General features: G+C 45.2%; 24 protein-coding genes. 19 read left to right on the top strand and 5 right to left on the bottom strand.

Translation table 11 applies throughout. The annotated features are described in order from the left end of the window. Nucleotides 1–7: 7 nt before the first annotated feature. Entirely contained in the window at nt 8–637 is a 630-nt protein-coding gene (rlmE, locus tag ACXAGV_RS08670) for a 23S rRNA (uridine(2552)-2'-O)-methyltransferase RlmE (protein WP_474872890.1), read from the bottom strand. 95 nt (nt 638–732) lie between these two features. Between rlmE and yhbY the strand changes: the two genes are divergently transcribed. Both yhbY and ACXAGV_RS08660 read left to right on the top strand, forming a co-directional pair. Beyond that, entirely contained in the window at nt 733–1026 is a 294-nt protein-coding gene (gene yhbY, locus ACXAGV_RS08665; RefSeq protein ID WP_014949363.1) for a ribosome assembly RNA-binding protein YhbY, read from the top strand. Nucleotides 1027–1129: 103 nt separating this feature from the next. Then, nucleotides 1130–1906, top strand: a complete 777-nt coding sequence (locus ACXAGV_RS08660) for a 3-hydroxyacyl-CoA dehydrogenase (RefSeq protein WP_474872889.1) — start codon at nt 1130–1132, stop codon at nt 1904–1906. Nucleotides 1907–2066: 160 nt separating this feature from the next. Here ACXAGV_RS08660 and ACXAGV_RS08655 read toward each other — a convergent pair whose 3' ends face one another. Both ACXAGV_RS08655 and ACXAGV_RS08650 read right to left on the bottom strand, forming a co-directional pair. Next, nucleotides 2067–4004 (bottom strand): hypothetical protein, encoded by a 1938-nt coding sequence (locus ACXAGV_RS08655; RefSeq protein WP_474872888.1) that lies wholly within the window; start codon nt 4002–4004, stop codon nt 2067–2069. Between the two features lie 119 nt (nt 4005–4123). Further along, nucleotides 4124–6520, bottom strand: coding sequence for a Lon protease family protein (locus tag ACXAGV_RS08650; RefSeq protein WP_474872887.1), 2397 nt, complete (start codon nt 6518–6520; stop codon nt 4124–4126). 297 nt (nt 6521–6817) lie between these two features. Here ACXAGV_RS08650 and ACXAGV_RS08645 point away from each other — a divergent pair, with 297 nt between their 5' ends. From ACXAGV_RS08645 to ACXAGV_RS08570, 16 genes are all read left to right on the top strand, one after another. Continuing rightward, on the top strand, nt 6818–7435 hold the full coding sequence (locus tag ACXAGV_RS08645) for a hypothetical protein (RefSeq protein ID WP_474872886.1): 618 nt from the start codon (nt 6818–6820) through the stop codon (nt 7433–7435). Nucleotides 7436–7745: 310 nt separating this feature from the next. After that, nucleotides 7746–10349: a leucine--tRNA ligase gene (leuS, locus tag ACXAGV_RS08640; RefSeq protein ID WP_474872885.1), complete on the top strand. Its 2604-nt coding sequence runs from the start codon at nt 7746–7748 to the stop codon at nt 10347–10349. A gap of 11 nt (nt 10350–10360) precedes the next feature. Further along, a complete protein-coding gene (locus ACXAGV_RS08635) occupies nt 10361–10897 on the top strand; it encodes an LPS-assembly lipoprotein LptE (RefSeq protein ID WP_014979213.1) in 537 nt (178 codons plus the stop codon). A gap of 15 nt (nt 10898–10912) precedes the next feature. After that, nucleotides 10913–11941 carry a DNA polymerase III subunit delta gene (holA, locus tag ACXAGV_RS08630; protein WP_474872884.1) on the top strand — a complete coding sequence of 343 codons (1029 nt, stop codon included), beginning with the start codon at nt 10913–10915 and terminating at the stop codon, nt 11939–11941. After that, entirely contained in the window at nt 11941–12633 is a 693-nt protein-coding gene (nadD, locus tag ACXAGV_RS08625; RefSeq protein ID WP_474872883.1) for a nicotinate (nicotinamide) nucleotide adenylyltransferase, read from the top strand. The genes holA and nadD overlap by 1 nt, the downstream gene beginning before the upstream one ends. 17 nt (nt 12634–12650) lie before the next feature. Next, nucleotides 12651–12968 (top strand): ribosome silencing factor, encoded by a 318-nt coding sequence (gene rsfS / locus ACXAGV_RS08620; RefSeq protein WP_105931167.1) that lies wholly within the window; start codon nt 12651–12653, stop codon nt 12966–12968. Between the two features lie 116 nt (nt 12969–13084). Then, nucleotides 13085–13555: a 23S rRNA (pseudouridine(1915)-N(3))-methyltransferase RlmH gene (gene rlmH / locus ACXAGV_RS08615; RefSeq protein WP_014949352.1), complete on the top strand. Its 471-nt coding sequence runs from the start codon at nt 13085–13087 to the stop codon at nt 13553–13555. A 30-nt stretch (nt 13556–13585) separates the two neighbouring features. Continuing rightward, nucleotides 13586–15499: a penicillin-binding protein 2 gene (mrdA, locus tag ACXAGV_RS08610; protein ID WP_474872882.1), complete on the top strand. Its 1914-nt coding sequence runs from the start codon at nt 13586–13588 to the stop codon at nt 15497–15499. Beyond that, the gene (gene rodA, locus ACXAGV_RS08605; RefSeq protein ID WP_474872881.1) at nt 15499–16614 is read left to right on the top strand and encodes a rod shape-determining protein RodA; all 1116 of its coding nucleotides are present in this window, start codon (nt 15499–15501) and stop codon (nt 16612–16614) included. The genes mrdA and rodA overlap by 1 nt, the downstream gene beginning before the upstream one ends. A gap of 5 nt (nt 16615–16619) precedes the next feature. Next, complete coding sequence (locus ACXAGV_RS08600; protein ID WP_474872880.1) at nt 16620–17642, top strand: septal ring lytic transglycosylase RlpA family protein; 1023 nt, start codon at nt 16620–16622, stop codon at nt 17640–17642. Between the two features lie 317 nt (nt 17643–17959). Next, nucleotides 17960–19144 carry a serine hydrolase gene (locus tag ACXAGV_RS08595; RefSeq protein WP_474872879.1) on the top strand — a complete coding sequence of 395 codons (1185 nt, stop codon included), beginning with the start codon at nt 17960–17962 and terminating at the stop codon, nt 19142–19144. A gap of 101 nt (nt 19145–19245) precedes the next feature. After that, nucleotides 19246–19509 carry a DUF493 family protein YbeD gene (gene ybeD / locus ACXAGV_RS08590; protein ID WP_118495092.1) on the top strand — a complete coding sequence of 88 codons (264 nt, stop codon included), beginning with the start codon at nt 19246–19248 and terminating at the stop codon, nt 19507–19509. Nucleotides 19510–19527: 18 nt separating this feature from the next. Further along, nucleotides 19528–20181 carry a lipoyl(octanoyl) transferase LipB gene (gene lipB / locus ACXAGV_RS08585; protein ID WP_474872928.1) on the top strand — a complete coding sequence of 218 codons (654 nt, stop codon included), beginning with the start codon at nt 19528–19530 and terminating at the stop codon, nt 20179–20181. Continuing rightward, nucleotides 20174–21136 carry a lipoyl synthase gene (gene lipA, locus ACXAGV_RS08580; RefSeq protein WP_118495094.1) on the top strand — a complete coding sequence of 321 codons (963 nt, stop codon included), beginning with the start codon at nt 20174–20176 and terminating at the stop codon, nt 21134–21136. Before lipB ends, lipA begins: the two co-directional genes overlap by 8 nt. A gap of 189 nt (nt 21137–21325) precedes the next feature. Further along, nucleotides 21326–22333, top strand: a complete 1008-nt coding sequence (gene ansA / locus ACXAGV_RS08575; protein ID WP_474872878.1) for an asparaginase — start codon at nt 21326–21328, stop codon at nt 22331–22333. Nucleotides 22334–22375: 42 nt separating this feature from the next. Further along, nucleotides 22376–23215, top strand: a complete 840-nt coding sequence (locus tag ACXAGV_RS08570; protein WP_474872877.1) for a DUF2797 domain-containing protein — start codon at nt 22376–22378, stop codon at nt 23213–23215. 100 nt (nt 23216–23315) lie between these two features. Here ACXAGV_RS08570 and ACXAGV_RS08565 read toward each other — a convergent pair whose 3' ends face one another. Continuing rightward, nucleotides 23316–23867: an NAD(P)H nitroreductase gene (locus tag ACXAGV_RS08565; RefSeq protein ID WP_014949342.1), complete on the bottom strand. Its 552-nt coding sequence runs from the start codon at nt 23865–23867 to the stop codon at nt 23316–23318. A 168-nt stretch (nt 23868–24035) separates the two neighbouring features. Then, nucleotides 24036–24647, bottom strand: a complete 612-nt coding sequence (locus tag ACXAGV_RS08560) for an HvfX family Cu-binding RiPP maturation protein (protein WP_474872876.1) — start codon at nt 24645–24647, stop codon at nt 24036–24038. 44 nt (nt 24648–24691) lie between these two features. On the opposite strand from ACXAGV_RS08560, the gene ACXAGV_RS08555 reads away from it, so the two are divergent. Further along, nucleotides 24692–24883 carry a hypothetical protein gene (locus ACXAGV_RS08555; protein WP_474872875.1) on the top strand — a complete coding sequence of 64 codons (192 nt, stop codon included), beginning with the start codon at nt 24692–24694 and terminating at the stop codon, nt 24881–24883. Nucleotides 24884–24981: the final 98 nt, after the last annotated feature.

The raw sequence follows: 24981 nt of genomic DNA, 5'->3' as shown, positions 1-24981 counted from the left end.
AAGCGTACTACACTTTATACCCACAAGCCACCAAATACACCTCACGAGAACGTGATCTGGACGAGTCAGGCTTACGTGTCTTTATGGTTGTGAAAGATTGTTTAAGTGCGTTCATGAACTCCACAAAACCTTCACCTTGGAACACCTTAATGACAAAAGAACCTCCAGGCTTCAATACTTGGTGACACATATCTAGCGCTAGTTCACAAAGGTACATAGAGCGAGATTGGTCAACCGCAGCATTACCTGCAAGGTTCGGTGCCATATCAGACAACACAATATCTACGGTGTTCCCACCGATTCTGTTCAATAGTGCGTCGAGAACCGCGTCCTCTCTGAAATCACCTTGTAAAAAATCTACGCCAACTATTGGGTCCATGGGCAAAATATCGCACGCGATAACTTGACCATTGTCGCCAACAAGCTGTGCAGCTAGCTGAGACCAGCCTCCTGGCGCAGCACCAAGGTCTACAAGTGTCATTCCTGGCTTTATAAGCTTATCTTTTTTCTGGATTTCTTCCAGTTTATAAATAGCTCGCGAACGCCAACCTTCCTTATTTGCTTTTTGCACATAATGGTCGTTAACGTGTTCTTGTAGCCAGCGTTTACTGCTGGCGGAGTGTTTCTTTTTTGTCATTCCAGTACAATGTCATTAGGATTGTAGAGAAGATGGCGTTAGAATACGTTATTTCAAGCATAAACTAACAGATTAATTGTAAGAAATATTACTAAATGAAACTTTCAAATAAACAGAAACAATTCCTTAAAGGTCTTGCACACCCGTTAAAACCTGTTGTGCAGCTAGGTGGGAATGGCCTAACGGAAGGTGTGGTTGCGGAAATTGACAACGCACTTAGTCACCATGAATTAATTAAAGTTAAGGTGCCAACCGATGATCGCGAAGAAAAAGCGCTTATCATGGACGCCATTGTACGTGAAACCAACTCAGTTAAGCTTCAGGTAATTGGCCACACGCTTATTATTTATCGCCAAAGCGAAGACTGTAAAATTCAGTTGCCAAAATAACTGAATTAAAGGTGCCGTTCCCTTTCGGCACCATAGTTTTTCTTCTTACTTCCCGTTAACATCACGTTAATAACAGTGAACAAATAGGGTTTAAGGGAAAACTATGACGCTAAACAATCTTACCGCCGTTGTTACTGGTGGTTGTTCTGGACTTGGTCATGCTACAGCTATAGCGCTTCGCGAAGCGGGTGCCAACGTCAGCCTTTTCGACCTAAATGACGAACTTGGCGCACAACGCGTTAAAGAATTAGGTAACGACAATACACTTTTCACCAAAACCGATGTGCGCGATGAGAATTCTGTTCAAGCGGCGATAGACGCGACAACCGAAAGGTTTGGCGCCATTTCTTTAGTGGTTAATTGTGCAGGTATTGCTCCCGCAAAGCGTTTACTTGATAGAGAAGGCAACCCTGCCCCACTTGGCGATTTCCAAAAAACTATCGATATTAACCTTGTAGGAAGCTTTAATGTATCTCGCTTAGTTGCAGCGACGATGGCAAAGCAATCGCCAATTAACGAGGAAGGCGAACGCGGTCTTATCGTAAACACTGCTTCAGTTGCTGGCTACGAAGGTCAAATAGGGCAAACCGCTTATGCCGCCAGTAAAGGTGGTATTATCGGCCTAACCCTTCCAATGGCTCGAGACTTAGCCCCGTTGGGTATTCGTGTTAACACAATTGCACCGGGTGTAATGGGCACGCCAATGCTACTTGCTATGCCAGAAAAGGTGCAAGACGCACTTTCTGCTAACGTTCAGTTTCCTAAGCGCCTTGGGCTACCTGAAGAGTTCGCAAAATTGGTTATCCATATGGCGAACAACAGCTACTTAAATGGTGAAACAATCCGTTTGGATGGCGGTCTTCGCATGCCTCCAAAGTGAGGCTGATTGCACAGCGCAGGTTGCCTTCAACTGACCACCAAGGTCGAAGGTTCTTCCAGCGCAGCGAGTTTGACAAAAGAAAGGGAGCAAAAGCTCCCTTTTTTATTATTAGAAAAATTGATTAAGCTAAGTTTTTTTAATAAATGAAAATACACTGTCGCTAAGGACCGTAAAGATAAGTGGGTGGCAACTCGATAGGTTCGCTTTCGTCTACACGAAGCGACGGATGACGAGTTGCTATCCTCTCATAACTATCCGGGTAATAGAGCTGCATTAAACGCATTCTACTTTTATGAAATCTGTCAATTGCAGGTTTGAATTGCATGATGGCGTCTACCGTGCTTTCAACGTACGATAACGATGCTTGATTTTTGCCAATATTTAATGCGACGTGAAGAGGGTCTTGGCCTAAACTATCACCGCTGTATTGGAAATTATTTTCGAAAAGATACGCAATCAAATCGCTGTCGCCCTTTAACGCCGCATAGTAGACCAAACTTTTATTAAAGGCATCTAAGTCGTAAACGGGCACGCCTAGGGCAAGCATGTCTTCTATGAAGTCGCTGTTTAAAATTCGCCATGTAGATAATTCATTGTAATCACTCAGCCCCACCCAGAATGGGCTTTGAATGATTGTAGAATAACCCGTTTTGAAATTTAATAGCCGATACATTATGAATTCGTACTGGCTTTCATGCACAGGACCAGACATTATTACGTCGATACCCTGCTGTGCTTTTCCATCGTCAAAAAACGTATAGGCCGCGTCTATGTTATCTAACAGTGCCTGACTAATCGGCTCGCTCTTACTGTTTGGGATTTGTTGCTGTTTATAATAGTCCACTAAGCTAGGGTCTTTATCTGCAAACGCTTGAATGATTGCACTTTCATCACCCTTGAAACGAGAAGTCATTTCGTCAATCACTTGTTGTATGTCGCGAGGCTGCCAGCGTGAATTTAGTGCCGCCACCCGCGCTTCGCACTCGGCGCTAATACTCGATAATGCAGACAAGTTTAAACGTTCCTGAGTGCTAGCCAAACGCTGTTTTTCTAACGTCTGAATAAGAGGGTGAGTGGCTTTTATGCTTTTTGTTTCTCTTTGAATTATAGACGTTACGTCTAAATTGTAATCCACAATTAGTGATTGAATTTCGCTATTATCAAACTTGTAAAAATGACGAGGAAAAGATCCTTCAATCAATTCATGAGTTTGAGACTGAAACCGCGCTGGCGCACCATAATCCATAAGAAGTAATACAATGTTAGCCGCCGGTTCACGTTTGCCATTGTAATATCCGTAAGTCAACGCACTAAGTGCCCACTCCATGCTAGAACCCAAATAATTGTCTTTGGTAGGTTTGTAACCCTGTTTAAGCAGAGCCTCAACAACGTTTTCACGGTGCGACATAATGGCGTAGTCGAGAAGTGATGTGGTGGCATAGCGGTCGTACGACACGTAAGCAAAAGGATCGTCGAGCGCTTTTAGCAGCATGAAGATACTGTCATCCGATACTGCTTCGTCCAATAGCATGTACGCAACATCGTCTACGCTCACACCGTGTTCACTGAGTGTTTGTTTCTTCTCTACCAACGTTAAATTCGTAAAGTCCTCGAGAGCAGGATTTGGGATAGATATACGTACGGATACCCCCCAGTCTTTTAGCGAGGGCTCCATATCCCAAAACCGATTATTTAGCTCTTTATTCTTTTTACTCGTAGGTGCGGTATTTCTTAGGTACTCGATGCGAAACTCATCGGCAAAATTTTGGTTCAGAAAATACTCAACGGCCAAGGTGACATCATCAAGCGAATACATACCTTCATCGATGAAGTCGCTCCAGCGAGAGTAGTTATCCCGCGCCCAATTAAAATTGTGCGTCTTTTGTTGATTGAGTAATAGCTGGCAACGTGCGTAGTGGCTCGTATCGAAGGCGGCACTTGGGTCCACATTGCCGCCTGACAAATTAGGGAAGAGAGAGCTCTCTTCCTTCGTTGAAGTAAGCGCTTTTTCTTCACTGTCTGGAAAAAGGTTATTCCAATAAATAACCCAAACGCCAAGCAAAGCGATGGCAATCGAAACAACACGCCTTTTTTTCATTACAATTGTATTCCTTTACTTCAGACCTATTATTTGGGCGTTTCCGCTCTCACTTGGAAAAGTGCTACGTCCCTATTATCCATTCACTGTTAACACTAGCCATTGACCATTGACGTGACTTATTCGCCATCTCCACCATTTACAATTAGAGCTATGTTGTATAGACGATTCACGGCATGGTAGTTGATTGAATTTTTGGGGTAACGACCTTTACTACTTATTTTACCCGCTTCCTGTTCCATCAAAATAGATAGCGCATCATCAACAGTCTCTACAGTGTAAATATGGAACAGCCCTTTTTTCACAGCATCGATAACAGTGGCGTCTAATACCAAATTAATCGCATTTGATTTAGGAATAATCACGCCTTGCGTGCCGGTGAGGCCACGGTGTTGACACAAGTCGAAAAAACCTTCTATCTTTTCGTTCACACCGCCAACCGCTTGCACTTCACCATATTGGTTTATGGAACCCGTGATGGCCAAGGTTTGTAAGCAAGGGATTTCAGTAAGCGCAGAGATAAGCGCAACCAGTTCACCAAGGGATGCACTATCGCCGTCGATGTGTCCATATGACTGCTCAAGCGCTATATTTGCCGATAGGGTTAACGGAAAATGCTGAGCATACTTGTTGCCCAAATAGCCGTTAAGCAGCATAACCCCCTTTGAGTGAATAGGCTGTCCAAGCTCTACCTCACGCTCAATATCAACTACACCACTTGCGCCGGCAAATACAGTAGACGTTATGCGTGCGGGCGTACCAAATGCGGTATCACCAATGTCCAATACCGTTAACCCGTTTACTTTGCCTATCGCCTTGCCTTCAGTGGCAATAAGCACATGCCCTTCTTTAATATCGTTTAATAGTGTTTGACTGACGCGGCCGGTGCGACGCTTTTTGGCACTCAGTGCCGTCTTTAAGTGGTCAAGTTCTAGCGTGTCGGCATTGGATTTCTGACAGAAATAATAGGCTTCATTAACTAACTCGATAACTTCAGCAAAGTGCGCAGATAGCTTTTCTTTGTGTTCAGCCATTCTTAACGAGTACTCAACTAGCCTGCACATTGCGTTAGCGGTAATGCCTTTAAGTCCTAACTGAATAAGATGCGCACGTACTTTGCCCACGAAATCAAAAAGCGCCTGCCTGGTGACGGGAATTTCCAGGTCAAAATCCACCAACACTCTGAATAGTTCATCAAACTCATCATCATAATCTTGCAGCGTGTAGTATAAATCGCGCGAGCCTAACAAAACGATTTTCACATTTAAATCAATAGGCTGTGGATTTAGCGTAATGTTGTTAACCATACCCACGTCTTGCTGCGGTAAATCCATACGCAAGCGCTGTGACTTGATGGCAAGTTTAAGGGTATCCCATACAAAAGGTTGCTCAATGAGTTGATCGACGTCCAACAATAGGTAACCGCCGTTAGCACGGTGCAGTGCACCAGGCTGTATCATTCGATAGTTAGTAAATACGCTGCCATGAATGTTGGTGTATTCGATTTTTCCAAACAGATTTTGGTACGTTGGGTTTGGCTCATAAATAACAGGGGCCGCATCGTCGAGTTTATTCGACACCAAAACGTTGGGAAGAAATTGTTCTTCTAAAAATACCTTCTTGTCGAAGTCATCACTCTTTTCTTCTTTCTGCTCGTCACTGTGAATGACTAAGATGGCGTTGACCAATGCGGTTTTGAGCTGTCTAAGGTACTTCATTACCCCTAGTTCAGACGCATATTTGTGCTCAAGCACTTTTAGCAGCGGCTTAATCCCCTGCTCTGCGGTCTTTTTGTCTAGCTCACGCAGACGCTCAGAGTTTTCTCGTTTCCATGTAGGCAAGCTTAATAAGCTTTCACTCAGCCTGTTTTCTAGTTCGTCAATAAGGGTATAAAAACCTTCCCGTTGCTCGTCAGATAACGACGTAAATTCGGTATCACTTAGTGGTTTACCGTCAACGATAGGCGAAAACGTAATTGAACCGCCTTCTTCGTATAATGCAACATCGTTGGCTTGCGCGTAACGCTCTACTGCATCGATAGCCGCATCGTACTTCTGCTCGAACTCTCTGGATATTGCAGCTCGCCGGCGCTGATACCCAGGATTATCGAAGGCAATGGGCAGCGAGTCTAGAACATCATCGATGAGGGCAGCCATGTCCTTGTGAAATGCTTTCCCACCACCAGGGGGAAACTTTAAAGCAACGGGTTCGCGCTCTTCATCGAAATTGTTGATATAACACCAATCATCAGGCGCTGGTAGCTGGGCAACTTGACGTTCAATATAATCTTTTACTAGAGTAAAGCGGCCCGTAGCAGGCTCCCCCATCACGTAAAGATTGTAGCCTTTGGTGTTAATACCTAACCCAAACGTAAGTGCTTCACGCGCACGCTCTTGCCCAATGAAGGTCGCATTTAGCGCTTCATCATCTTTTAATGCACTGTTTATCGCACGGCGATTTATGGTGGGTGAAAGCGCGTCTACATTCAACGCATATTGTTTACTGTCTACAGACATGCCTGTTCTATCTTTGTTTCTTTACTTAAGTGAAACCCTAATTAACAGTAGTGTCAAACGCTTATCCTGAATAAGGCACCTTTGCATCGTTAATTGCACAACAAACAACCACCTTCATGAGGTTAGGAAGAAATTAGTTAGTACTAAAAGAGGATTGCGGCCTTCCCAAACATTAAAGTGTGTAGAAACGTACGCTGCTTTCAATTACCTTAAAGAGAGGAAAAGACCGACATGCTTTTTATCGACGAGACCAGGCTTCGCGCGCAATAACCAATAAATAAAAACAGGGTAATAACAATGACAAAAAAATTGAAAACTCGCTCAACCCTTCTGCTCACCTCCTCTTTCCTAGCTACCTTTCTGGGTACGGCATTTTCTTCAATGAGTATCGCTAACGTAAACTATGCAGATAACTCAGGGTTTTCTATTACTAACGAGAGTGAAAGCTATGCGGCTGTCGAAGTGGTGTACTCTAACTTTATTCAACATGTAGACATGTGGTGGCCAAAAGACCACACGTGGTGGAAAGGCTCGCTTCGCATTGATGAGCAAGCTGGGGGCTGTTTCTGTGAAACGACAGACACGGCGAGTGCAGCACATATGCAAGTAAGCTATGTTGAACCGAATAAAAAAGTGGTGATGACAGGCGGCTTAGGCCCGCTTCAGGAAATGGGTATGTCAGGTGCACTGACATGGGAATTCAGCACAATAGCATCGAGCACATCATCGGAAGCAAACACACAAGAAGGTCGTATACCGAAAACTAAAGTCACCCTTACCTACCACGCCTCAGGCAATATTCACTTTAATGGCCAAAAAGCATCTAACGAAGACGCCGCCAATTTAGTTCGAGTAGTCGACAAAGTGCAGGCGCAACAACTAAATGCGCTAACCGCGTTCAGTGACAATAATTAGATGCGACACTGGGGCCTGTTTATCAACAAGATAAGATGGCGCCAAGAGAAAGTAAGATGAGCAAATGGGGCCAGTTCTTGTGTTCAATCGACGTAAACTGTGCCATTAATGCTCACTTTTCAAGCAAGCAACAATAAATATTGCCTAGTTCGGTGTTAAGCTATTGAGGCATGGCTTAGCGCTGGGTTATTCTATTGGGCTATATGTATGTTATGTGGGTGAATTCCACGCGCGGTTAGTTGGCGTTGTTACAAACTCGCCTTATGCCGCCCCATAAACGTTTAACTTTTAATGCGGAAGCCTAAGTTTCATGGCCGATAATCAGTACAATCCGAAAGACATTGAACAACGCGTTCAGCAATACTGGGAAGAAAACCAATCGTTTAAAGCAAATGACGACGTAGAAAAAGAAAAGTTCTACTGCCTGTCTATGTTCCCATACCCTAGTGGCCGACTTCACATGGGCCACGTGCGCAACTACACCATTGGTGACGTGATCAGCCGTTTCCAGCGCATGCAGGGTAAAAATGTATTGCAGCCTATGGGTTGGGATGCTTTTGGACTTCCGGCTGAAAATGCAGCAATTAACAACAACACTGCACCGGCGAAATGGACATACTCAAATATTGATTATATGAAAAACCAGCTTCGCTCGTTGGGTTTCGGTTACGACTGGGATCGCGAAGTAACAACATGTAAATCAGATTACTATCGCTGGGAACAGTGGTTCTTCACACGCCTTTACGAAAAAGGTCTTGTTTACAAGAAAAACTCTACTGTGAACTGGGACCCTGTAGACCAGACTGTTTTGGCCAACGAGCAGGTAATCGACGGTCGCGGATGGCGCTCTGGTGCGCTGGTTGAGCAAAAAGAGATCCCTCAGTGGTTTATTAAAATTACTGACTACGCCGAAGAACTTTTGCAAGACTTAGAGCAGCTTGAAGAATGGCCAGACCAAGTACGCGCAATGCAGGCAAACTGGATTGGCCGCTCTGAAGGCGTTGAAATTACTTTCGACTTAGCGTCAGCGGTTAACGACATTGCCGATTTAACGGTATATACCACGCGTCCAGATACCTTCTACGGCGTTACTTACGTTGCAGTAGCTGCGCAGCACCCTCTTGCCGAATTCGCAGCAAAATCGAACCCAGATTTAGCGGCCTTTATCGACGAATGTAAAAACACCAAAGTTGCTGAAGCTGAATTAGCAACCATGGAGAAGAAAGGTTTTGCCACGGGTTTTGAGGTTGTTCACCCACTAACCGGTGAAAAGCTTCCAATTTGGGTCGCTAACTTCGTGTTGATGGACTACGGTTCAGGCGCGGTAATGGCTGTTCCTGGCCACGACCAGCGCGATTGGGAATTTGCGACTAAATACAACCTACCTATTCAACAAGTCATTGCGCCAAACGCAGGTGATGAAGATAAGTGCGACCTTACCGCCTCTGCATTTACTGAAAAAGGCAGCTTGATCAATTCAGGTAAGTTCGACGGTCTTGAGTTCGATGCCGCGTTTAACGGCATTGCTGATGAGCTTGAAAGCAAAGGCTGTGGTAAGCGCAAAATAAATTACCGTTTACGTGACTGGGGCGTAAGCCGTCAACGCTACTGGGGCGCACCTATTCCAATGCTTAACTTGGAAAACGGTGAATCTGTCCCGGTTCCAGCTGACCAACTACCGGTTGTTTTGCCTGAAGACGTTGAGATGAATGGCGTTACCTCGCCAATCAAAGCTGACCCTGAGTGGGCAAAAACCACATACAATGGCGAAGCCGCGTTACGTGAAACGGATACCTTCGACACCTTTATGGAGTCATCGTGGTACTACGCGCGCTATGCCTGTGCTACTAACAACGACGCTATGCTTGACCCAACATCAGCTAACTACTGGTTACCAGTAGATCAGTACATTGGTGGTATTGAGCACGCTATCTTGCACTTACTTTACTCGCGTTTCTTCCACAAATTATTACGCGATGAAGGCTTGGTAAACTCTGATGAGCCGTTTAAGCGTTTGCTGTGTCAAGGTATGGTATTAGCCGACTCTTACTATCGTGAAGACGCGTCGGGTAAGAAAACCTGGTTCTCGCCTACCGAAGTAAGCACTGAAAAAGACGATAAAGGCCGTATTGTTAAAGCATGGCTAACCGCTGACGGTGAAGAAGTTATTCACGGCGGTATGACGAAAATGTCTAAGTCGAAGAATAACGGTATCGACCCGCAGGAAGTTATTGATCAGTACGGTGCCGATACGGTGCGTTTATTTACCATGTTTGCTGCGCCACCGGAGCAAACCCTTGAGTGGGTAGACTCTGGTGTTGAAGGTGCAAACCGTTTCTTACGTCGTATCTGGAAATTAGTGACCGAACACGTTGAAAAAGGCACGCCAGAAGCGATTGATGTTAAGGCGCTGTCGAAAGACCAACAGGCTCTTCGCCGTGAAGTACACAAGACCATTGAAAAGGTATCTGATGACTTAGGCCGTCGTCAAACCTTTAACACTGCGGTTGCAGCAGTGATGGAATTATTAAACCACCTTCAAAAAGCGCCACAAGACAACGCGCAAGACATCGCAATTATGCGCGAAGCCTGTGAATCTATCTTGTTGCTTCTAAACCCTATTACGCCGCACATTGCTCACGAGCTATGGAAAGTGTTGGGTCACAGTGAAGATATCGATTTAGCGCCATGGCCACAGGCTGATAAAGCCGCATTGGTTGAAGACGAGAAGCTTATCATTGTTCAGGTTAACGGTAAGGTGCGCGCTAAGATGACAATTGCTGCTGATGCAAGCAAAGAGAGCATTGAAGCATCTGCGAAAGAACAGCCTAACGTTCAGCAATTCATCGAAGGTAAAACCATTCGTAAAGTGATTGTTGTGCCTGGCAAGCTTGTAAACATTGTAGCTAACTAGGTCAGATACTGATGAAAAAGCACTTACAATTCGCAGTCGCTGTGTTGGGAACCGTATTGGTTACTGGCTGTGGCTTTCATTTGCGAAGTAGCCCTAGCCTACCTGACGACATTAACACCGTTGCTATTGAAAGTGCCCGAGCACACGCGCCCTTGGCGCGTGCGCTTGATAAACGCTTAAACGTTTACGGTTTATCCAGCGTTAGCGTAGATAAAACATCACGCTCTAACCAAAACGTAAACATTTATTTGCTTCCAGAAAAATTAGAACGTCAGCTGCTGTCGGTTTATCCTTCGGGTCAAGTTGCTGAATATGAACTGATATATGTTGTGCGTTACCGCGTGCAGTTTCCTGGTAAGGAAGCGGTAATGGTGCAATTTGAAGTAGTACGTGACTATCAAGACGACCCTGACCAGGTGTTGGCAAAGTCTCGCGAACTTGAATTGATGTTAAGTGAAATGCGCGATGAAGCCGCTGATATCATGATCAGACGCCTTTCCAGTCAGGCAGCCGCTGCACCAAATGCATCGACTTCAATTAGTCAGTAAACATCAGAATTTTTCATGCAAATTTATCCAAACCAATTTAGCCAAGATATCACCAAGGCACTTCGCCCGTGCTATCTGGTGTTTGGAGATGAACCCCAGCAGAAGTTCGATGTCATTGAGCAAATACGCGCTAAAGCAAAAGTCAATGGCTTTGAAGAGCGTACAGTATTAGTTGCTGAAACGGGCTTTAACTGGAATCAGTTGATTGAAGCCACGCAAAGCATGTCGCTTTTCTCAAGCCAACAGTTTATTGAATTAGAGCTACCTACGGGAAAACCTGGCACTGAAGGCAGTAAAATGCTGCAAGAAGTCGCGGCATCATTAAACCCCGATATTTTGTTGCTGGTTCACGGCCCCAAAATTGGCAAAGACGTGCAGCGCGGAAAATGGTTTAAAGTGCTTGATGATTTGGGCGTGTCGGTATTGTGTTACCCGTTGGAAGGCAAGCAGCTCAATGCATGGCTAAACCAGCAGTTAAATGCCCACCAACTCTCCGTATCAGCGTCGGGTGCTAAGATGATTGCTGATTTCTGCGAAGGCAACATGCTTGCTGCTAAGCAAGAAATTGACAAGCTCGCCCTACTCTATCCACACCAGTCTATTTCAGACGAACAAATTGAAAGGGCGATGGTCGATCAGTCGCGCTTCAACGTGTTTCAACTGGTTGACGTTATGCTTAGCGGCGACAGTACCCGCTGCATAAAGATGCTATATCGACTAGAGAGTGAAGGTCTGGAGCCTAACATAATTATTTGGGCGCTGATTCGAGAGTGGGAGCAGTTATGGAAACTAAAACTAGCTCAGCAAAGCGGTAACCCTATTCAGTGGCAAAAATTCGGTATTTGGCGTAATAGACAAGGTTTTTATCAAAATGCCTTAAATCGTCTTAGCGTTGCGCAGCTAGAAGACATCCAAAAAGCGCTGACTCAGTCAGATCATGCATTCAAACAAAATGTCATTGCCCGCCCTTACGTCGAAATGTGTCACTTGTGCATGATGTTCATGGGGATGGACCTTCGCGAAATTCCCCTGTTGCAAGCATAATGGGCGATTCTCGATCATATCCAACGGTGAAAGCCATTCTTGGCGGTACGTTTAATCCGCCGCATAAAGGCCATATTGGTGCGGCACTTAAAGCGGCAGATGAAATTGGCGTAAACCACGTTCATCTCATGCCTTGTAAATTAGCTCCGCATAAGTCAGTAGGTGTGTCAGAAAGCCATCGGGTAAAAATGATTGAACTTTGCGCCCAAAACAATGACAGACTTATTCCAGAGTTAATTGAACTGGCGCTTCCGTCACCCTCTTATACAGTTAAAACACTGCGTGCACTCAAAGAGAAAAGCGATGACACAATCTGTTTTTTCATTGGCGCGGATTCACTGTATAATCTGGATAAATGGTACGAGTGGGAACACCTGCTCGATTATTGTCACTTAGTGGTTATGCGCAGAGACGATGAGAAGTTTTCGCCTCCTCCCGCAATACAAGCTTGGTTAGATTGTCATGTGAATAACGATAAAAATGTTATTCACGCAAAGCCTGCAGGCCATGTAGTGTTAACCAACACACCGCTTTTTAGTGTTTCATCTACTGAAATTCGTGACGTACTAACAAGTGCTGCCACGTCCGAGAAATCGGGTACGCCAAACAGTTCAAATGCTGACCTATCTAATTTATGGTTAGAAGAAAGCGTTTTAGATTACATAAACGAACATCAGTTATATAAAAGTTAAGTAAGTGAGGAAAACTCTTGGAGAGTCAACAGCTCAAACAGTTTGTTAAAGACAAAATTGACGATATGAAAGGCCGTGATGTTATTGAACTAGACGTTCGCGGCAAATCAAGTATTACAGATACCATGATCATTTGTTCAGGTAACTCAAAGCGCCACGTTTCATCTATTGCTGAAAACGTAATGGTTGAAGCAAAAAATGCCGGTCATGCTCCTGGAAGCGTGGAAGGTAAGGAAACCGGCGAATGGGTTCTGGTTGATTTTGGTGATGTTATTTTGCACGTTATGCAAGATGAAACCCGTGATTTCTACCAATTAGAGAAGCTGTGGTCGTAGTGGCGTAAAGGCTTGCTATGAACATGCAGTAACACGGTCAATAAAGGCCATACTCGAATGCGTATGGCCTTTACTGTATAAGTGAAAGACTAATTCCTGCGGTAAGGGTAAAAGAAGTGCGTATACAAATCGTCGCGGTCGGAACAAAAATGCCAAGTTGGGTAAGTACAGGCGTGGATGAGTTTATTCGTCGTTTCCCTAGCGACATGCCAGTGTCGTTTACTGAAATACCCGCCGGAAAGCGAGGCAAAAACGCGGATATTAAGCGCATTTTGGAAAAAGAAGGCGAGCAAATGCTAGCCGCTATTCCCAAAGGAAATCGCATTGTTACGTTAGAAGTAACGGGTAAACCCTGGGACACTCCCACGCTTGCAAAACAACTCGACAATTGGAAAATGGACGGGCGCGACGTAAGCCTGCTTATTGGTGGTCCAGAAGGGCTAGCACCAGAATGTATTGCTGCGTCGGAACAAAAGTGGTCCTTATCAGCCTTAACTCTACCCCATCCACTCGTTAGGATTATTCTTACAGAAAGCTTATACCGCGCGTGGTCGGTGACGCAAAACCACCCATATCACCGTGAGTAATTGGTCGCTTTATTAATGCAAAGGAAGTCAATGCAACGAAAACGTCAAGCAATACGGGACCACTCCGCTGAAGCGAACTTGTTCGCGCGCCGAGCGACCATTGCTTTTATTATTGTTGTGGCCATGTTGGGCATTGTACTTAACAACCTCTATTCTTTGCAGGTTACCCAGTTTGAAGATTATCAAACCCGTTCTAACGGTAATCGCATCAAGGTTCTTCCGATACCGCCCAACCGTGGACTTATCTATGACCGTAACGGCGTGCTTTTAGCAGAGAACCGTCCGGTTTTCAGTTTGGAAGTTATTCCAGAGCAAGTGGATGATATTGAACAAACCCTTGCAGATCTGACCGAACTAATGAGCATCACCAGCGATGAAATTGAACGCTTTCAATCTACGCTTAAAGGAACGCGAAGATTTAAACCCGTTGCGCTTCGCACTCAGCTAAGCGAAGAAGAAGTAGCGCTATTCTCTGCCAGCAAACACAAGTTTCCAGGTGTTCAAATTGAAGCCCGCTTAGCTCGTTATTACCCTTATAAAGAAACGCTTACCCATGCACTGGGTTATGTTGCACGCATTAACAAGCGAGACTTACAAAAACTCGTTGAAGCAGGTCAAGAAGATAATTACGCCGCAACCCACGATATCGGTAAGCTAGGCATAGAGAAATACCACGAAGAGCTGCTTCATGGAAAAGTGGGTTATCAGCAGGTCGAAGTAAACAACCAAGGCCGAATTATTCGTGTACTCAGTGTTGAGCCACCAACACCGGGCAAAGACATCGTACTAAACCTGGATTTAGAGCTTCAGTTAGAAGCCCAGCGAATAATAGAAGGCATGCGCGGCGCAGTAGTGGTTACCGATGTTAAAACAGGTGGCGTACTGGCACTTTACTCTAACCCTAGTTACGATCCCAATTTATTTGTGCACGGTATCAGCAGCAAGAATTACTCTGCGCTACTGAATTCACCAGACCGCCCGCTAATTAACAGGGCGACACAAGGACAATACCCTCCCGCTTCTACCATTAAACCGCACCTTGGTTTTGTTGGACTAGAAGAAGGCATTATCACCAAAGACTACACCATTAACGATACAGGTCGCTATCAATTGCCAAATGTGTCTCACGTGTGGCGTGATTGGCGTCGATGGGGTCACGGCAAAGTAGATGTATCAAAAGCCATAGAAGTATCTTGCGACACCTACTATTACGAATTGGCTTATAAATTAGGGATCGATAAAATCAGTGAATCTATGTACGAATTCGGATTCGGAGATTTCACGGGTATCGATCTTTACGAAGAGTCAGATGCCAACATGCCTAGCCGAGGCTGGAAACGCGCTCGCTTTAATCAACCTTGGTATATTGGTGACACCATCCCCGTTGGTATAGGACAGAGCTATTGGACCACCACGCCGGTACAGTTAAATACATCGGTTAACACGCTTATCAATGCTGGGGAACGCTATATTCCACAAATCATTCGCGGTTATATGAACACCGATAGTTCTGTCGACCTTATCCCGCTTAAGTCGCTGCGGCCTATAGAGATTAAGAACCGTAACAATTTGGATGTGGTGTTGAACGCCATGCGCGATGTTGTGAGTGGCGAAGAAGGCGGCGCGCGTCATGCATTTGCAGATACCCCTTACGACTCTGCGGGTAAGACAGGAACAGCACAGTTATTTACCGTTGGTCAGAATGAAAAATATGACGCTACTAAAATTGATGAGCGTCTTCGAGACAATGCCATGTATGTTGGCTTTGCACCCTTTAATGATCCAGAGATATCGGTAACCGTGGTCCTTGAGAACGTAGGCGGTGGTAGTAAGAACGCAGCCCCCGTCGCCCGTCAAATCATGGATTTCTATTTCAGGGACCGTGTTTTTGAAACTGCCGAAGCTGACTTAGCAAACAGTGATAATGAATTAGGGACGAACTAGTGAAGAGAACCACCTTAAACCCTAATAAAATAAGTTTTCTTCAGCGCATTCATATCGATGGCTGGCTGTTAGTCGGGCTTCTCGTGCTAAGTTGTGTTGGGCTATTTACTCTGTACTCGGCGTCAGGTCAGGATATGGAGCAAATGGAGCGCCAGTTTATCAGGCTGGGATTTAGCTTTATCGTTATGTTCGGATTAGCCCAAGCCCCTTTGGGCGTGTTTAGGTTTTTCTCAACCTATGCCTATGGTGCAGGCCTGCTCATGCTAATTGCCGTATTATTATTTGGTGATATGGGCAAAGGCGCACAGCGCTGGCTAGATCTCGGCTTTATCCGTTTTCAGCCCTCTGAACTGATGAAGCTTGCCGTGCCTATGATGGTTGCATGGTATATCAGTAAATTCACTATGCCGCCACGCACGACCCACATTATCGTTGGGTTTGGTTTGGTGGTCGTGCCCACCATTCTCATTGCAAAGCAGCCCGATTTAGGGACCTCGTTACTCATCGCCAGTTCAGGTATCTTTGCCATATTCTTGGCAGGTATGAGTTGGCGCCTTATTTCAGTAGTGGGCGGCCTCATTGGCGCATTTGCACCTGTGATGTGGTTCTTTTTAATGAAGGATTATCAAAAGCAGCGGGTTCTTACTTTTTTGAACCCGGAAAGCGACCCGCTAGGTTCTGGCTACCACATAATCCAATCTAAAATTGCCATTGGTTCCGGTGGTGTAGACGGCAAAGGCTGGCTACAAGGCACGCAGTCACAACTTGAGTTTTTACCCGAACGTCACACCGACTTTATCTTTTCAGTATTCAGTGAAGAGTTTGGTCTTACCGGGGTAATGTGTTTAATGGCAATATACATTTTTATAATTATGCGCGGCCTTATAATTTCTAGCCGGGCACAAGACGCCTATGCAAAATTGCTTGGCGGCAGTATTACCCTTACCTTTTTTGTTTATGTGTTTGTAAACATGGGCATGGTGTCCGGATTACTTCCCGTGGTGGGTGTTCCCCTTCCTCTAGTGAGCTTTGGAGGAACATCTATGGTGACTTTAATGGCAGGTTTTGGCATTCTTATGGCCATTGCCACTCAGAAACGTTTAATGTCTAGATAACTTGTATGTTGCAGCGCCTTTTTTCGGTACTTGATTTTGTAAAAGCGGGTTTAGTTAATGCGCGTCTTGTTAACCAGAATCTGGCAAACGGACAGTCCTTTCGCTATGGCTCAGCTGTTTTTGTAGTTTTGGCATTAGTGGGATGCCAAAGTGCACCTACACAACCTGGTCGCTATACCCAAAAGCAAGACTCAGCGCCTAAGCACGTTGCCAAGAAACCAGAAACACTTGATGCTGTACCAAAATACGAAGCCTACCGCATGTTTAACAGCAGGCCCTACAAGGTACTGGGCAAGCACTACACGCCAATGGACAGTGGTAAAGGCTATGAAGAAGTGGGCTACGCCAGTTGGTATGGCCAGAAGTTTCACGGTCACTTAACCTCAAATGGCGAAACTTACAATATGTTTGCCATGAGCGCGGCTCACAAAACATTACCACTGCCCTCTTACGTGCGTGTTACTAATTTGGAAAATAACAAACAAGCGATCGTCCGCGTTAACGACCGCGGCCCTTTTCACGATGATAGAATTATCGATTTGTCGTATGCAGCCGCAGTAAAACTAGGCTACCACAGCAAAGGCACAGCGCGAGTCAAACTTGAAGTTATCCACTTTGACGAACAAAACAATGTGACGGTGGGAAACAGTCCAACTGTTACTTACGATGAATACTTGGGTATTGCGGTAGTACCCGCACCGGCTCTGGCAGCAACTTCACCCACCCCGCCATTAGCCCCCTCTTCGAACACCGCGGATACCAACACAAGCAGCAGTGAGAAAAGTAGCAGCGCGGTAAGTGATGCGATTTATATTCAAGTTGCTGCTCTATCAAATGCCGAGAAAGCAAAATCAATCTCTAACGTGCTATCGGCGTTATATCAAATTCCCGCTCACCTGCCAGTAGCAGATAACATTTATAAACTACAGTTAGGCCCTATCCACGATGAAGCAGTCGTCGCGGAGGTGCTTGAACAATTAAAGCAAAATGGCTATCCCAACGCTTACGCGATTACGCAGACCATGTAGTTGGTTGGGTTGTCGCACGCTCATAAAAACAACGACATTGTGGCAGCATTGTGTCATTCAGCAGGCAATATCACGGTTTCTTCGCCTAATACCTACAATCACGTAAACTTTTTTGATAAAACCTAGTCTTATAAGCAGGCTTTCGTTAAGATCTCTGCTCGCCCCCACAAATAAGTGGGTGAATAATCAGAGTTCGGTTACGAACTGGATAAAAGCTAAAATTGGGTAGCCATGTTTTAAGGTATTCGCTTCGCGGTTATCGCAATAACAAGGTAAGCTTTAACTCACACGGACAAACGGTCAAAGAAATTAGAACCATGCTCAGAATAATTCAACGCGCTAAACCGTCATTACTTTCATTTGCCTTTTTGGTGATGGGGACATTACTACACACAGCTAACGCTGCAGTAGTGACACCGCCAGCCCCCACTGTAGCTGCAGAAGGTTTTTTACTTACCGACTATGAAACCGGTAACGTTATTGCGTCTAAAAACGCAGATATGCAGCTTGCGCCAGCAAGCCTAACCAAAATCATGACGATTTATGTCATTGGTAAAGAGCTTCAAGCGGGCAACATTAGTCTGGATGATGAAGTCACTATTTCTGAGAATGCATGGGCGAAGAAATTCCCAGATTCATCAAAAATGTTCATCGAAGTAGGAACACAAGTTTCTGTAAGTGATTTGCTTCGCGGTATCGTTGTGCAGTCAGGTAACGACGCCTGTGTGGCAATGGCTGAACACGTTGCAGGTTCAGAATCTGCGTTTGCCAGCATGATGAATGCACATTCAGCATCACTTGGCATGACAAGCTCACACTGGGTAAACGCTCACGGTTTACACGACCCAGATCACTACACAACGCCGCGTGATATGGCGATTTTATCTCGCGCACTTATCGCCGAAACGCCAGAAATGTACAAGATTTACAGCGAGAAGGAATTCACCTTCAACGGCATCAAGCAATACAACCGCAACAGCCTACTATGGGACAAAAGCTTAAACGTAGATGGCATAAAAACTGGCCATACATCAGACGCTGGCTACAGCCTTATCACATCAGCAGAGCAAGGCGGAATGCGTTTAATCTCAGTGGTTATGGGTACCGACAGCGAACGCGCGCGTAAAGTTGAAAACAAAAAATTGCTAAAATACGGCTTCCGCTTTTATGAAACACTGACGCCTTACCAAGCAGGCCACAGTTTTGTTGCACACCGCATCTACATGGGCGACAGAGAAACCGTAGACCTTGGAATTAATCAATCTACCCCCATTACTATCCCGCGCGGCCAGGCTGCAAACTTAGAAGCTAACTTTGAGCTTGACGACAAGCTAGAAGCACCACTTGCGAAAGGCCAAGTTGTTGGGAAACTCTACCTTCAGTTAGATGGTGAAGATGTAGCGAGTTACCCTTTGGTAACACTCCAAGAAGTAAAAGAAGGCAGCTTCTTTAACCGCGCTAAAGACTACATTATGCTTCAGCTAGGTTTTGACGACGAGTAAGTTACTATACTGAAAACGTTAAAAAGCTAGTTGTGAAGCGGCCAGATTTGTTACAATCTGGCCGTTTTTTTATATGATATTTTAAGTACCAAGGATATCGCATGGATACCCGTTTCGACGAACTACTAGATTTTCCAACGAACCAAACCTTTAAAGTAATGGGCGTTGCCCACGAAGACCTACCACAACAGGTAGTGGGCTGTCTTCAGCAGCATGCGCCTGGCGACTATTCACCCACAGTAAAACCAAGCAGTAAAGGTACTTACCACTCGGTGTCTGTGAGCGTACGAGTTACCAGTAAAGAGCATATGGAAACCATTTACACTGAGTTAGCTAAATTAGAGCTTGTAAGGGTTGTACTTTAAGTGAATGAGCAGTCGACAGTGACTACCGTAGATGGCGTTATTGTACGCCAACTAGGTCGTCAGCCTTATGCCCCAATCTTTGAGGCGATGAAACGCTTTACTGATGAGCGCGATCAGAATACGCCAGATGAAATATGGCTTGTAGAGCATGATGCGGTATTTACACAAGGGCAAGCGGGTAAAGCTGAGCATATTTTGATGCCTGGTGATATTCCTGTTGTTCAGGTTGACCGTGGCGGTCAAGTCACCTATCACGGCCCAGGCCAGCAAGTCATTTATCTAATGCTTAACATAAAGCGCCGTAAACTAGGCGTACGTCATTTGGTCACTGCTATGGAAGAAGCAGTGGTCGGACTACTTGCCAAGTATGACGTAAAGGCCTACCCAAAGCCCGATGCGCCTGGGGTGTACGTTGACGAGAAGAAGGTCTGTTCGCTAGGTTTAAGAATACGTAATGGCTGCTCGTTTCACGGTTTGGCTTTAAATGTTAATATGGACCTATCACCGTTTCAGCGTATCAACCCATGTGGTTACGCCGGTATGGAAATGATCGATACCGCGCGCCTTAATGGTCCAACGACACTTGAAACCGCTGGTAAGGAATTAACGCAGTTGTTGCTAGAAGCGCTTTCCCTTGCACAGCCAACATACAAAGAAGGTTTTGATGAGTAACGCACGACCTCAAGCGGGGGTAAAACTTCGCGATGATGAAAAAGTAAAACACATACCCGTCACCATTATTCCTACAGAAAAGGAAGAAATGCTGCGCAAGCCCGAGTGGATCAAAATCAAACTTCCTCGTACCACCGAGAAGATTGACCATATCAAGAAAACCCTGCGCAAAAACAATCTTCACTCTGTGTGTGAAGAAGCAAGCTGCCCTAACCTAGCAGAATGTTTTAATCACGGTACCGCCACCTTCATGATTTTAGGTGACATTTGTACCCGTCGATGCCCTTTCTGCGATGTAGCCCATGGTAAGCCGCTTCCGCCTAGCGCTGAAGAACCTGAAAAGCTGGCTAAAACCATCGCTGAAATGAACCTGCGTTATGTAGTTATCACTTCAGTTGACCGCGATGACCTTCGCGATGGCGGAGCTCAACATTTCGTAGACTGCATTAACGCAATTCGCGAACACAGCCCTTCAACAACCATTGAAGTGTTAGTCCCTGATTTCCGTGGACGTATGGACCGTGCGCTTGAGATTTTCAAAAATGGCGTGCCTGATGTGTTCAACCACAACTTAGAGACGATCCCGCGTTTATACCGTGAATGTCGCCCTGGCGCGAATTACCAATGGTCGTTGGATTTGCTTAAGAAGTTTAAAGCGCAACACCCTGACGTGATGACCAAATCTGGTCTGATGATGGGTATGGGCGAAGAGAACGAAGAAATTCAAGGCGTACTTGATGATCTGCGCGCTCACAATGTGGACATGCTTACGCTGGGTCAATACCTTCAGCCAAGCCGTCACCACTACCCGGTTAAGCGCTACGTACACCCTAAGGAATTCGACGCCCTTGGTGACTACGCAAAAGAAATTGGCTTCACGCATGCAGCATGTGGCCCTATGGTGCGCTCTAGCTACCATGCAGACCAACAAGCAGCGGGTAAAGAAGTTAAGTAGTACCGAACTTCAGCATAGGGCTCAGCCTAGCGTTGCTAAAAAGTTGATACAGAATAAGAGCGGTGATCTTCACCGCTTTTTTGTGCCTTCGTATTTCAGGGTGACAAACCCGTGGGTATTGTTAGAATGCCCGACAAATTACGCTATCCCTTTTGAAAAGTATTCCCAAATTAAGGGTAAGGTCATTTCATGCGCAAACATATATATATTGCCTATACCGGTGGAACTATTGGTATGAAGCCGTCTAAGCAAGGCTACGTACCCGCTGCAGGCTTCTTGTCAGACACACTGAAAAAGATGCCGGAGTTTCACCGTTCTGAAATGCCCCTTTTTACCCTGCATGAATACGATAACCTTATCGATTCATCAGACATGGATCCGTCTGACTGGCAGCGTATTGCCGATGATATCGCCGACAACTACGGCAAGTATGATGGCTTCATTATTTTGCACGGTACAGACACCATGGCATACACCGCCTCGGCGTTGAGTTTCATGCTTGAGGACTTGTCAAAACCTGTCATTGTTACCGGTTCTCAAATTCCACTGGCAGAGCTTCGCTCAGATGGTCAAGTCAACCTTCTAAACGCGTTATACGTTGCCGCGAACTTCCCCATTGCCGAAGTCGGACTGTTCTTCAACAACAGACTACTTCGTGGCAACCGCAGCCGCAAAGTAGATGCAGATGGGTTCAGTGCCTTTGACTCCCCTAACTTTCCGCCACTGTTAGAAGCTGGCATTAACATTCGTCTGAAAGCCGGTGAATTAGCGAAGACACCAAATAACATCTTAACGGTATCGAACGTCAAAGCCCAACCGATCGGCATGGTTAGTTTGTATCCCGGTATTGCGCCAGAGGTCATTAAAAACACGCTGCAGCAGCCGGTAAATGCACTGATTTTACTGAGCTATGGTGTGGGCAATGCACCTCAGAACCCTGAGCTTATTGCACAGTTAAAATACGCAAAAGCCAGAGAAATTCCTGTTTTGAATTGTACCCAGTGTATGCGCGGTCGCGTAAACATGGGTGGCTATGCCACTGGCCATGGCCTACAAGAAGTAGGAGTTTTATCTGGTAGCGATATGACGCCCGAGGCTGCCCTCGCGAAACTGCACTACTTATTAAGTAAAGGGCTTCCTTTTAAAGAAATAAGCCATCTATTAACGCAAAACTTGCGTGGCGAATTAAGCGACTAACAGTCGTTACAAATAAAGTTTTTAAAAAAAAGGTTTCAACAAGTGACAACAACATATTCGGGTATGCTTAAAAAAATGCGTACCTCCGCCGATGAAAACAATACCGTGCACTACTCGCTTCCAATTGGTGATGAGTTGGTAGATATCAATTCTCTTATCGGCAAGGAAGTAACGGTAACCTACTCTGGTGAAATCAACTGTGTTCACTGCAACCGCAAAACCAAAAAAAGCTTCAACCAAGGATACTGCTACCCGTGTTTGATATCGCTGGCACAATGCGATAGCTGCATTATTAAGCCAGAAAAGTGCCATTACCACGAAGGGACGTGCAGAGAACCGCAGTGGGGTGAAGAACATTGCTTTAGCGAGCATTTTGTTTATTTGGCTAACACAGGTACGGTAAAAGTGGGCATCACTCGTCAAGTCACCGAAGGCGTGTCTACACGATGGATGGATCAAGGAGCTACGCAAGCTACCGTAATGCTGCGAGTTCCTGACAGACTTACCAGTGGTTTGGTTGAAACGTTATGCAAGGATCACATTGCAGATAAAACCAATTGGCGAACAATGTTAAAGGGCAAACCTGACGAGGTTGATTTAGAACAGGTCAAAACCGAATTAATGGGTAAAATTAAAAGTAAGCTAGAAGCGCTGAAGCAAGAAAAAGGGCTTCAAGCAGTATCAGAAGTGACTACGCCTATCCATGATATTCATTACCCTGTTGAAGATTATCCGGTAAAGATAAAATCTTTAAACTTAGATAAGACACCGTCATTTACTGGTGTATTGCAAGGTATCAAGGGGCAATACTGGATGCTAGATGGCGATCGCGTTATTAATATCAGGAAGTTCGCTGGTTATAATGTAGACCTATCTTTCTAGGTAAAATGTTAGGGTCTTATTTTAGCTTACTTATAAAAATAAGACCCTTATTACCCGCCGCTAGCTATCTAATGCGGCTGGTTATTCGAATAGGTATCAGCTACTGCCAGAATTCAAAGTAGTCGTTACTATTTCTTTGCGGTTTAGGTGCAGGCTCAAACGCTGGTGTTCCTAAATATAAGAAACCTACCAGCTCGTCTTCTTCACTTAAACCTAATCCGTTTCTTACCGTCTCACAGTGTGCATAGCCACCGGTGCGCCACATGCCGTTAAACCCTTGTGCTACTGCTGCCATTTGCATCGCCATCACGCCACAGCTTGCCGACGCTATCTGCTCAACACGCGGTACCTTTTCATGTTCCACATGCTTTGCGATGGCTACGATAACCATAGGTGCGCGGTGAGGAAGCTGCACGGCACGTTCAATTTCTTTCTGCGACTTTTCGTTTTCAATAGCGGATTGCTCATAGAGTGCACCTAGCTTATCCAGCCCTTTTCCTGTGCACACAATAAAACGCCACGGAGTAAGACAAGCATGGTCTGGGGCACGTAGTGCAGCCTGCATAATATTCTCTAAGGCATCACCACTAGGTGCTGGCGCTTCTAATCGAGGCTGAGAACTTCTGTTGAGTAACAATGTTAATGCGTCCATTTACGTCCCTACTTTATTTTTTCGCGTTGCTGTTATCACGCTTCGATTTTCATAATCGATAAAAGCGTGCCAACAACAATGATTTACCTAACTTGAATGCTAGATCCTACGGTCCATAAACGAAAAAGACCAGAAAATTCCGGCCTTTTGTACAGCAAATGAGCGTCCCTAATTACTTTTAGAGCGCATGGCTTTATTCACATAGTAATCGACGCTAAAGAAGCGTCCACCACCATAGATAAACAAAACTAAAAGCATAATAAAATAGGTAGCAGCGAATTCGATGCCGTTGTTAAGTACCACAAAGTTACCGCTGGAAGTAAGCCACTCATAATGGCCATGCTCTTGTAACAATGATTTAGCTGCCGCAAGCTTTTCTGGCGCAGCCATAATGTTTTCATTCAGTAAGATTGCACCGTCGGCTAGCCATGAAGACGCATCAGCAATAGCGAGCCATCCATTCTTAGCGTGAACACTCACCATAGCGACTATCATGGTTACCATTAATGGAATACTCACTAAGCGCGTCAATGCACCCAATAACAATAGAACACCGCCCACGAGTTCTGCGGCTGTAGCTAAGAACGCCATTACCAAAGGCACTGGTAAACCAAGCCCATAATCATCGTTACCAAACCAATCTACAATACTGTCGAAACTGGATGCTTTATTCCAGCCAGCCTGTATCATCACTGGTGCTAAATACAAGCGCAATAAAAGTAAAGGAATGCCATCTGCCGCTTGCAGTCGGGCTACGATTTGTTGGTAAATGTGTGTCATTGTTTTGCCTACTTTGTATGATTAAGAAATAAGAACGGCACTTTATGAAAAAAATTTCATCACGCGAAAATAATCCCTCACCGTTTTTACGACTAATGAAAAAGGGCCATGGAAAGACCGGCTATAAAGCAAAGAATGGAAAATTTCTTATGACGATGAGCGAGGATAATCACAAACGTATTGCCTCCCTTATACGAAAGTGGCTGGAACAAGACGAAAAAAAGAATGCAGGATAAAAGTCATCGTAAGTTGCCGAAAACAACGCCGAAAACAAAGACACTCACAAAAAATTACAATTAAGTTCGCGATCTTACTCGATTTAGGTAACATAATA

This window comes from Alteromonas sp. ABH4_453 (genome assembly GCF_056160665.1).
The sequence above is the reverse complement of the archived record's forward strand: the minus strand, read 5'-3'. Positions and strand labels throughout refer to the sequence as shown.

Excerpts from the sequence above, each read along its gene's own strand:
- ACXAGV_RS08560 (WP_474872876.1), bottom strand. The coding sequence starts at position 24,647 with ATGACACACATTTACCAACAAATCGTAGCCCGACTGCAAGCGGCAGAT.
- ACXAGV_RS08655 (WP_474872888.1), bottom strand. The coding sequence starts at position 4,004 with ATGAAAAAAAGGCGTGTTGTTTCGATTGCCATCGCTTTGCTTGGCGTT.
- ansA (WP_474872878.1), top strand. The coding sequence starts at position 21,326 with ATGCGCAAACATATATATATTGCCTATACCGGTGGAACTATTGGTATG.
- ACXAGV_RS08600 (WP_474872880.1), top strand. The coding sequence starts at position 16,620 with ATGTTGCAGCGCCTTTTTTCGGTACTTGATTTTGTAAAAGCGGGTTTA.
- nadD (WP_474872883.1), top strand. The coding sequence starts at position 11,941 with ATGGGCGATTCTCGATCATATCCAACGGTGAAAGCCATTCTTGGCGGT.
- yhbY (WP_014949363.1), top strand. The coding sequence starts at position 733 with ATGAAACTTTCAAATAAACAGAAACAATTCCTTAAAGGTCTTGCACAC.
- ACXAGV_RS08565 (WP_014949342.1), bottom strand. The coding sequence starts at position 23,867 with ATGGACGCATTAACATTGTTACTCAACAGAAGTTCTCAGCCTCGATTA.
- ACXAGV_RS08595 (WP_474872879.1), top strand. The coding sequence starts at position 17,960 with ATGCTCAGAATAATTCAACGCGCTAAACCGTCATTACTTTCATTTGCC.
- mrdA (WP_474872882.1), top strand. The coding sequence starts at position 13,586 with ATGCAACGAAAACGTCAAGCAATACGGGACCACTCCGCTGAAGCGAAC.
- ybeD (WP_118495092.1), top strand. The coding sequence starts at position 19,246 with ATGGATACCCGTTTCGACGAACTACTAGATTTTCCAACGAACCAAACC.
- ACXAGV_RS08645 (WP_474872886.1), top strand. The coding sequence starts at position 6,818 with ATGACAAAAAAATTGAAAACTCGCTCAACCCTTCTGCTCACCTCCTCT.
- ACXAGV_RS08635 (WP_014979213.1), top strand. The coding sequence starts at position 10,361 with ATGAAAAAGCACTTACAATTCGCAGTCGCTGTGTTGGGAACCGTATTG.
- leuS (WP_474872885.1), top strand. The coding sequence starts at position 7,746 with ATGGCCGATAATCAGTACAATCCGAAAGACATTGAACAACGCGTTCAG.
- rlmE (WP_474872890.1), bottom strand. The coding sequence starts at position 637 with ATGACAAAAAAGAAACACTCCGCCAGCAGTAAACGCTGGCTACAAGAA.
- ACXAGV_RS08555 (WP_474872875.1), top strand. The coding sequence starts at position 24,692 with ATGAAAAAAATTTCATCACGCGAAAATAATCCCTCACCGTTTTTACGA.
- holA (WP_474872884.1), top strand. The coding sequence starts at position 10,913 with ATGCAAATTTATCCAAACCAATTTAGCCAAGATATCACCAAGGCACTT.
- lipA (WP_118495094.1), top strand. The coding sequence starts at position 20,174 with ATGAGTAACGCACGACCTCAAGCGGGGGTAAAACTTCGCGATGATGAA.
- ACXAGV_RS08660 (WP_474872889.1), top strand. The coding sequence starts at position 1,130 with ATGACGCTAAACAATCTTACCGCCGTTGTTACTGGTGGTTGTTCTGGA.
- ACXAGV_RS08650 (WP_474872887.1), bottom strand. The coding sequence starts at position 6,520 with ATGTCTGTAGACAGTAAACAATATGCGTTGAATGTAGACGCGCTTTCA.